This window comes from Liquorilactobacillus satsumensis DSM 16230 = JCM 12392, from assembly GCF_001435195.1.
GTDB classification, from domain to species: Bacteria; Bacillota; Bacilli; order Lactobacillales; family Lactobacillaceae; genus Liquorilactobacillus; species Liquorilactobacillus satsumensis.
Genome location: NZ_AZFQ01000044.1, coordinates 96,751 through 103,108 on the forward strand (window position 1 = coordinate 96,751; position 6,358 = coordinate 103,108).

9 protein-coding genes are annotated in these 6,358 nt (G+C 40.5%); 7 read left to right on the forward strand and 2 right to left on the reverse strand.

The features are described 5' to 3' along the window. Positions 1-21 precede the first annotated feature (21 nt). On the reverse strand, positions 22-645 hold the full coding sequence (gene lexA, locus FD50_RS07395; protein WP_056960985.1) for a transcriptional repressor LexA: 624 nt from the start codon (positions 643-645) through the stop codon (positions 22-24). A 154-nt stretch (positions 646-799) separates the two neighbouring features. Between lexA and FD50_RS07400 the strand changes: the two genes are divergently transcribed. Then, positions 800-1,048 (forward strand): DUF896 domain-containing protein, encoded by a 249-nt coding sequence (locus tag FD50_RS07400; protein WP_054756214.1) that lies wholly within the window; start codon positions 800-802, stop codon positions 1,046-1,048. A gap of 87 nt (positions 1,049-1,135) precedes the next feature. After that, on the forward strand, positions 1,136-1,360 hold the full coding sequence (locus tag FD50_RS07405; RefSeq protein WP_056960986.1) for a YneF family protein: 225 nt from the start codon (positions 1,136-1,138) through the stop codon (positions 1,358-1,360). 53 nt (positions 1,361-1,413) lie between these two features. On the opposite strand, the gene FD50_RS07410 is transcribed toward FD50_RS07405, so the two are convergent. Further along, entirely contained in the window at positions 1,414-2,055 is a 642-nt protein-coding gene (locus tag FD50_RS07410) for a lysophospholipid acyltransferase family protein (RefSeq protein WP_056960987.1), read from the reverse strand. A gap of 91 nt (positions 2,056-2,146) precedes the next feature. Between FD50_RS07410 and FD50_RS07415 the strand changes: the two genes are divergently transcribed. From FD50_RS07415 to tsf, 5 genes are all read left to right on the forward strand, one after another. Then, positions 2,147-2,890: a tRNA1(Val) (adenine(37)-N6)-methyltransferase gene (locus FD50_RS07415; RefSeq protein WP_054756218.1), complete on the forward strand. Its 744-nt coding sequence runs from the start codon at positions 2,147-2,149 to the stop codon at positions 2,888-2,890. Further along, positions 2,880-3,164: a GIY-YIG nuclease family protein gene (locus FD50_RS07420; RefSeq protein ID WP_054756220.1), complete on the forward strand. Its 285-nt coding sequence runs from the start codon at positions 2,880-2,882 to the stop codon at positions 3,162-3,164. Before FD50_RS07415 ends, FD50_RS07420 begins: the two co-directional genes overlap by 11 nt. A gap of 135 nt (positions 3,165-3,299) precedes the next feature. Next, on the forward strand, positions 3,300-4,292 hold the full coding sequence (locus FD50_RS07425) for a D-2-hydroxyacid dehydrogenase (protein ID WP_056960988.1): 993 nt from the start codon (positions 3,300-3,302) through the stop codon (positions 4,290-4,292). A gap of 168 nt (positions 4,293-4,460) precedes the next feature. Further along, the gene (gene rpsB, locus FD50_RS07430) at positions 4,461-5,264 is read left to right on the forward strand and encodes a 30S ribosomal protein S2 (RefSeq protein ID WP_054756222.1); all 804 of its coding nucleotides are present in this window, start codon (positions 4,461-4,463) and stop codon (positions 5,262-5,264) included. Positions 5,265-5,354: 90 nt separating this feature from the next. Next, on the forward strand, positions 5,355-6,233 hold the full coding sequence (gene tsf / locus FD50_RS07435; protein ID WP_056960989.1) for a translation elongation factor Ts: 879 nt from the start codon (positions 5,355-5,357) through the stop codon (positions 6,231-6,233). The last annotated feature ends 125 nt before the right edge of the window (positions 6,234-6,358 follow it).

Genomic DNA, 6,358 nt, shown 5'->3' on the forward strand with positions numbered 1-6,358 from the left:
ACTTTTGGGGTTGTCTGAGAATTAGAGGAAGTCCCGGTACAGACCAACAACCTTACCAAGGATCATGACAGTGTTTAAAATTATAGGTGGCATTGTATCATTTTCCGGTTGTAAACGGTAGTGATCCTTTTCTTTGAAGAATCGCTTGCAAGTTGCCTCGTTATCCTCAGTCATGGCAATCACAATATCTCCATTATCTGCATTACGTTGTTTCCGTACGATAACCTTGTCACCATTTAAAATCCCAGCGTTAATCATACTTTTGCCGCGAATTGTCAGCATAAATAACTCCGCTGCAGAATTCATATTTGGCGGTAGCGGGAAGTATTCAGAAGCTTCTTCCACTGCCAAAATAGGAGAACCGGCTGTCACGGTTCCGAGAACTGGAATTGCATCTGCATGTTCTTGAATTCCAAGAGCTTCCAAGCCAACCGCAGTGACTTCAATGGCACGGGGTTTGGTAGGGTCTTTTTGGAGATATCCCTTTTTTTCAAGTCTTGCCAAGTGTCCGTGAACTGTCGAGGTTGAAGACAGATCAACTGCCTGACAGATTTCACGCACGGTTGGAGGGTACCCCTTATCGTTGACGCGTTCATAGATGAACCGCAGAACGGCCATTTGCCTTTTTTCAGAAGCTTTTGTCATTATCTGACACCTCAATCGTTAGTTATTACTGTTATACTAGCATATGTTGGCGATGATTACAAACAAACGTTCGTATTTATTATTTGAAACAATTCCTTTTTTCATGTATGATATGACGTGTTTGATAAAATGCAGAAAGTTTGGGGGTGTTGGGATGGCTGGACAGATCCCAGAAAAACTCATTAAAAGAATAAACGAACTTGCAAAAAAGAAGAAGACGGTGGGGTTAACACAAGCAGAACTGGATGAACAAAAGAGTTTGCGCGAAACCTATCTTGCACTTTTCCGTAAAACCTTTAAAAGCAATGTTGAAATGCTGCGTGTTTTTGATAAGAATGGAAAAGAAGTTACCCCTGAGAAGGTCCGTAAGATTCAACGGGAGCGTAACTTGCGGGATGATTAAGTATAATTGACCGCAGTTGGCTCTTTATTTTTGGGGAGTAATTGTGTAGAATTAAAGATTGAAACGATGTGAAAGGAGCAGTATACAATGTCAACCACGATTTGGGTGCTAATTGTGATCCTTGCCCTCATTTTAGGCTTTGTAGGTGGTTTCTTTGCGGCACGGAAGTATATGGAAAATTACTTGAAAAAGAACCCGCCGATCAATGAAAGCATGCTCAAAGTGATGATGCTTCAAATGGGGCAGAAGCCATCTGAAAAGAAACTGCATCAAATGATGACCGCAATGAAGGCACAAGGTAAGAAAAAATAAAAAGAAGCCCTGTTTAAGGGCTTCTTTTTATTTGGGGCAAAGTCAGTTGTTACTTAATTGCTATTTTTTTTCTTAGCTTTCATTGGGTCAACATACTTATAGTTTGGATCAAGCTCATTATCAAGCTGCTTAAAGCGTGCGCTCATCTGGGCAAGAATTAGCTGCTGCTGTGCATCTGTTAGCCGCTGCTTACGGTCAAGGTAAATTGGTTCGCCAAAATTAACAGTGATTCGCTTGCGCCGCAAAAGGCCCTTGGTATCAGCTGGTCCTTGGTACACTGCCGGAACAAGTGGGACACCTGCTAGTTTTGAAATTAGCAAAGCGCCCCCTTTAAGTTGTTGAGAATGCCGAGTACCAGAAGGAAACATAATCAAAGAAAGATCCCGTTTTTTCAACCACTTTACGGGAGTCTTGATTGCAGAGGGTCCTGGATTCTGACGGTTTACAGGAAAAGCATTTGCATGGACAAGTATGTAACGTAAGATGGGATTCTTAAATAGTTCCTCTTTTGCCATAAAAGAGAATTTTTTGGGTGATGCTCCGAGTGCAAAATAAAGCATGTCAAACCAGGCTCTATGAGGGCCAACCAGGATGTAGTTTCCTGCAGGCAGCCTTTCACGGTGTTTGTAATGAGCATTTCCATTTAGCAAGACTAAAACAACACGTGCTACAATACGAATAAATGAATAGAACATCTCAGCGACATTCCTTTCTTAAAAATAGTGTTACCGTGAATAGTATGCCTAATTTTGAGGGAAGTTGCAAGTTTAATTAAGGCGGGTAAAAATGTGTTTAATTAATAATGAAAGAATTGATATGTTATATGCAAACAACATTAAAATCATTCAAAGTGCCGACGTTTTTTCTTTTTCCCTGGATGCGGTGTTGCTCGCGAATTTTGCGGCACCGCCTAAGAATGCTGCTGGAAGAATTGTCGATTTATGTGCGGGTAATGGAGCGGTCGCCCTATTTTTAAGTACAAAAACGACTGGTAAAATTACAGCGGTTGAAATTCAAGCCCGACTTTGTGAGATGGCACAGCGCAGCATTAAGCTGAATTCTTTGGAACAGCAAATTACAGCGCTCAACATTGACTTAGCAGATTCCTTTAAATATTTGAAAAAGGATGCTTACGATACAGTAACCTGTAATCCGCCGTATTTCTCTGATCTACCTACCAGTAAGAAAAATGAGAATCCGTATCTAGCAATTGCACGGCATGAGATTACTGTTGATTTGCAAAAAATTATCGAAGTAACAAGTGGGTTGCTTAAAATGAATGGCAAGGCGTTTTTCGTGCATCGTCCAGAACGTGCGGGCGAACTTTTTAGTTTACTGCAGGCCCAGCGGCTCTCTCCTAAACGGGTTCAACTGGTCTACCCGAAACAGGGTCGAGAAGCAAATATGATCTTAGTAGAAGCAATTAAAGACGGTCGCCCGCGAGGAATGCGTTTTTTACCGCCGCTCGTTGTGTATGATGATAATAATCAATATACGCCGTTATTAAGGAAGATTATTTATGGAAAATAAAACAATCCAAGAATATTTTTTTTATGTTTTATTGTGCGCGGATGGGACACTCTATGGTGGGTTTACTAATGATGTGCAGCATCGAATTGCGGTGCATAATGCCGGAAAAGGTGCAAAATATACGCGGTTAAGAACGCGTAGACCAGTTAAACTGCTCTATGCTGAGCCTTTTGCTGATAAGTCGGCAGCACTTAAGGCTGAATATGCTTTCAAACATCAGACACGGTTAAAAAAACTCAGCTATTTGGCTGCGCATGGAGTGCACGTCAGTTGATTTGTCTTTTGCAAGAGGTAAATATTATATAGAAGTCTTGTTTTCATGGTAAAATAATGAATGCGTAAAGATAGTGTGTTTTTGCACTTACTTTGCACTGCCGTATCAATAGAGATCATTTTTTGGAGGTTCGTAATGAAATTTATTGCTTTTAATGTTCGTAGTGATGAGGAAAAGTATTTTAAAGCGTGGGAAAAACAAAACGACGTACAGGTTGAGTGTGTCGCGGCCCCTTTGACTACTGAAAAACTTGACGGTTTAGCAGGATATGATGCGGTTTTGACACTGCAAACTGGAACATATCCCGAAAAAATGTTCGAGAAGTTTAAAGAAGTAGGCGTCAAGGTTCTTTCAATCCGAAATGTCGGAGTAGATAATATCGATTTGAAAGCTGCCACAGAAAATGGCATTCTAGTTACAAATGTTCCCGCCTATTCGCCAAATGCAATTGCAGAATTTTCGGTTACACAATTATTGCAACTATTGCGTAATACGACACTTTTCAGACGTCGGGTTGCCGCACATGATTTTCGTTGGGCTCCATTTGTTGGCAAAGAGCTGCGTTCTTTGACAGTCGGTGTGCTTGGAACTGGGAGAATCGGACGCGCTGCCATCAATATCTATCGCGGATTTGGTGCAAAGGTAATTGCGTACGATCTTTATCCAAATCCTGAGTTGAAAAAAGAAGGAATCTATGTTGATTCTTATGCGGAACTGTTTGCACAGGCTGATGTGATTACACTGCATATGCCCGCAACTGCAGCTGACCATCATCTTATTGGCGCAGAGGCGATTGCACAAATGAAAGATGGGGTCTATCTCATTAATACTGCTCGGGGTGCTTTAGTTGATACTGAAGCTTTGATTGCTGGCATTAAGAATGGCAAAATTGCTGGTGCGGCACTTGATACTTACGAAAATGAAAGTCCCATCTTTAACCATGACTTAAAAGATCAACCCCTCAAGGATACTGTCTTTAAGGAATTGTTGGAACTTGACAATGTACTAATTACGCCACATGTGGCTTTTTATACTGAAACAGCTGTTGAAAATATGGTAACGATTGCTTTAAAGAGTGCTCAGGAAGCTGTTACAAAAGGAACTACGGCTACCTTGGTAAACCAATAATATTTATAAAATCTGGCTTGAACTTTAAGCTTTATTAAGGTACAATGTTACAGGTGCTGGTTTACCAGTATCAATTCACACTCTGTGTGCTGGCAGTGGGGTGCTCAGCTTGAGTCCTGCTGTTAATGAACACAGGGGAGGAAAAACAAAAACGGAGGTATTACAGTTATGTCAGTAATTAGCATGAAACAATTGCTTGAAGCCGGTGTTCATTTTGGACATCAAACACGTCGTTGGAATCCAAAGATGAAGAAATACATCTTCACAGAGCGTAATGGAATTTACATTATTGATCTGCAAAAAACTGTTAAGTTAATTGACGAAGCACACGAATTCGTTAAGCAAGTAGCAGCTGATGATGGTGTTGTGCTTTTTGTGGGAACTAAGAAACAAGCCCAAGATGCAATTGAAGAAGAAGCAAAACGCGCTGGTCAATTTTACGTTAACCACCGTTGGCTTGGTGGTACCTTGACCAACTGGGACACAATTCAAAAGAGAATCAAACGTCTTAAAGAGATCAAAGCAATGAGTGAAAATGGAACATTCGATGTTCTCCCTAAGAAGGAAGTTGCATTGCTGATTAAGCAAAGAGAACGTCTTGAGAAGTTCTTAGGTGGAATTGAAGACATGCCGCATTTACCAGATGCTTTATTCATTGTTGATCCACGTAAAGAAAGAATTGCGGTTAAAGAAGCACGTAAGCTTAATATTCCGATCATTGCGATGGTTGATACCAACGCTGATCCAGATGAAATTGATGTCAAGATTCCTTCCAACGATGATGCAATTCGTGCTGTCCGTTTGATTACTTCAATGGTAGCAGACGCAGTTATTGAGGCTCATCAAGGTGAAGAAGGACCTGAAGAAGTTACAGAAAAGTCTTTCGCAGACGGTAAAAAAGAATCTGTAGATTCAATTGAAGACATTGTTGAAGCTGTCGAAGGCAACAACAATTCCAAAGATGCTGAATAGATAAACTTAGGCTGTCTCAAACATTGGGCGTATACTGGCCTGGGAGTTTGAGGCAGTTTTTTAATAATTTTTTTAAGGAGGCCATAAAAAATGGCAAAGATTTCTGCTTCTCAAGTTAAAGAATTACGTGATAAAACTGGTGTCGGAATGATGGACGCAAAGAAGGCACTTGTTGCTGTTGAAGGTGACATGAGCAAAGCAATTGATTTTCTCCGTGAAAAGGGAATTGCAAAGGCTGCTAAAAAAAGTGATCGCGTTGCTGCAGAAGGGTTAGCTGATGTTGAGGTTGCAGGAAATGTAGCTGCAATTGTTGAAGTTAATGCTGAAACAGACTTTGTTGCCCAAAATGACCGCTTCAAAGAATTAGTTAAGGAGATTGCGACTAAGGTTGCCGAAAACAAACCAGCTACTTTAGATGATGCACTCAAAATTGCTACTGATAAGGGAACTATCAAAGATGAAATTATCGAAGCTACTCAGGTAATTGGCGAAAAGATTACGTTACGCCGCTTCACAGCTGTTGAAAAAGCTGATAATCAAAACTTTGGTTCATACCTGCATATGGGTGGTAAAATTGCAACTTTGGTTGTCCTTGATGGTGCAGATACCGCGACTGCCAAAGATGTTGCAATGCATGTGGCAGCTATCAACCCTAAGTATGTAGACCGGACACAGGTACCGGCTGCTGAATTGGAGCATGAAAAAGAAGTCTTGAAGCAAGAAGCACTGAATGAAGGCAAACCTGAAAAAATTGTTGAAAAAATGGTTGTTGGACGCTTAAATAAGTTCTTATCAGAAATTAGCTTGACTGATCAAGAATTTGTTAAAGATCCTGATCAAACAGTTGGCAAGTATGTTGCTTCTAAGAATGGTAAAGTTGCTTCGTTTATTCGTTATGAAGTTGGCGAAGGTATTGAAAAGAAGGAAGATAACTTCGTTGATGAAGTAATGAACCAGATTAAGGATTAAGCAGCCTTTCAAACAACGTCAGCAGGCGACTATTGAGGATTACTGATTCACAATGTTATAAAATATTTTAAAGAGGGGCTGGGTCAAAAGTCCCAAAATAAAGAGCTTCGCCAGAAAAAGTAGTA

Bases quoted from the DNA above. Each gene is read 5' to 3' on its own strand.
- lexA (WP_056960985.1), bottom strand. From the start codon at position 645: ATGACAAAAGCTTCTGAAAAAAGGCAAATGGCCGTTCTGCGGTTCATC.
- FD50_RS07400 (WP_054756214.1), top strand. From the start codon at position 800: ATGGCTGGACAGATCCCAGAAAAACTCATTAAAAGAATAAACGAACTT.
- FD50_RS07405 (WP_056960986.1), top strand. From the start codon at position 1,136: ATGTCAACCACGATTTGGGTGCTAATTGTGATCCTTGCCCTCATTTTA.
- FD50_RS07410 (WP_056960987.1), bottom strand. From the start codon at position 2,055: ATGTTCTATTCATTTATTCGTATTGTAGCACGTGTTGTTTTAGTCTTG.
- FD50_RS07415 (WP_054756218.1), top strand. From the start codon at position 2,147: ATGTGTTTAATTAATAATGAAAGAATTGATATGTTATATGCAAACAAC.
- FD50_RS07420 (WP_054756220.1), top strand. From the start codon at position 2,880: ATGGAAAATAAAACAATCCAAGAATATTTTTTTTATGTTTTATTGTGC.
- FD50_RS07425 (WP_056960988.1), top strand. From the start codon at position 3,300: ATGAAATTTATTGCTTTTAATGTTCGTAGTGATGAGGAAAAGTATTTT.
- rpsB (WP_054756222.1), top strand. From the start codon at position 4,461: ATGTCAGTAATTAGCATGAAACAATTGCTTGAAGCCGGTGTTCATTTT.
- tsf (WP_056960989.1), top strand. From the start codon at position 5,355: ATGGCAAAGATTTCTGCTTCTCAAGTTAAAGAATTACGTGATAAAACT.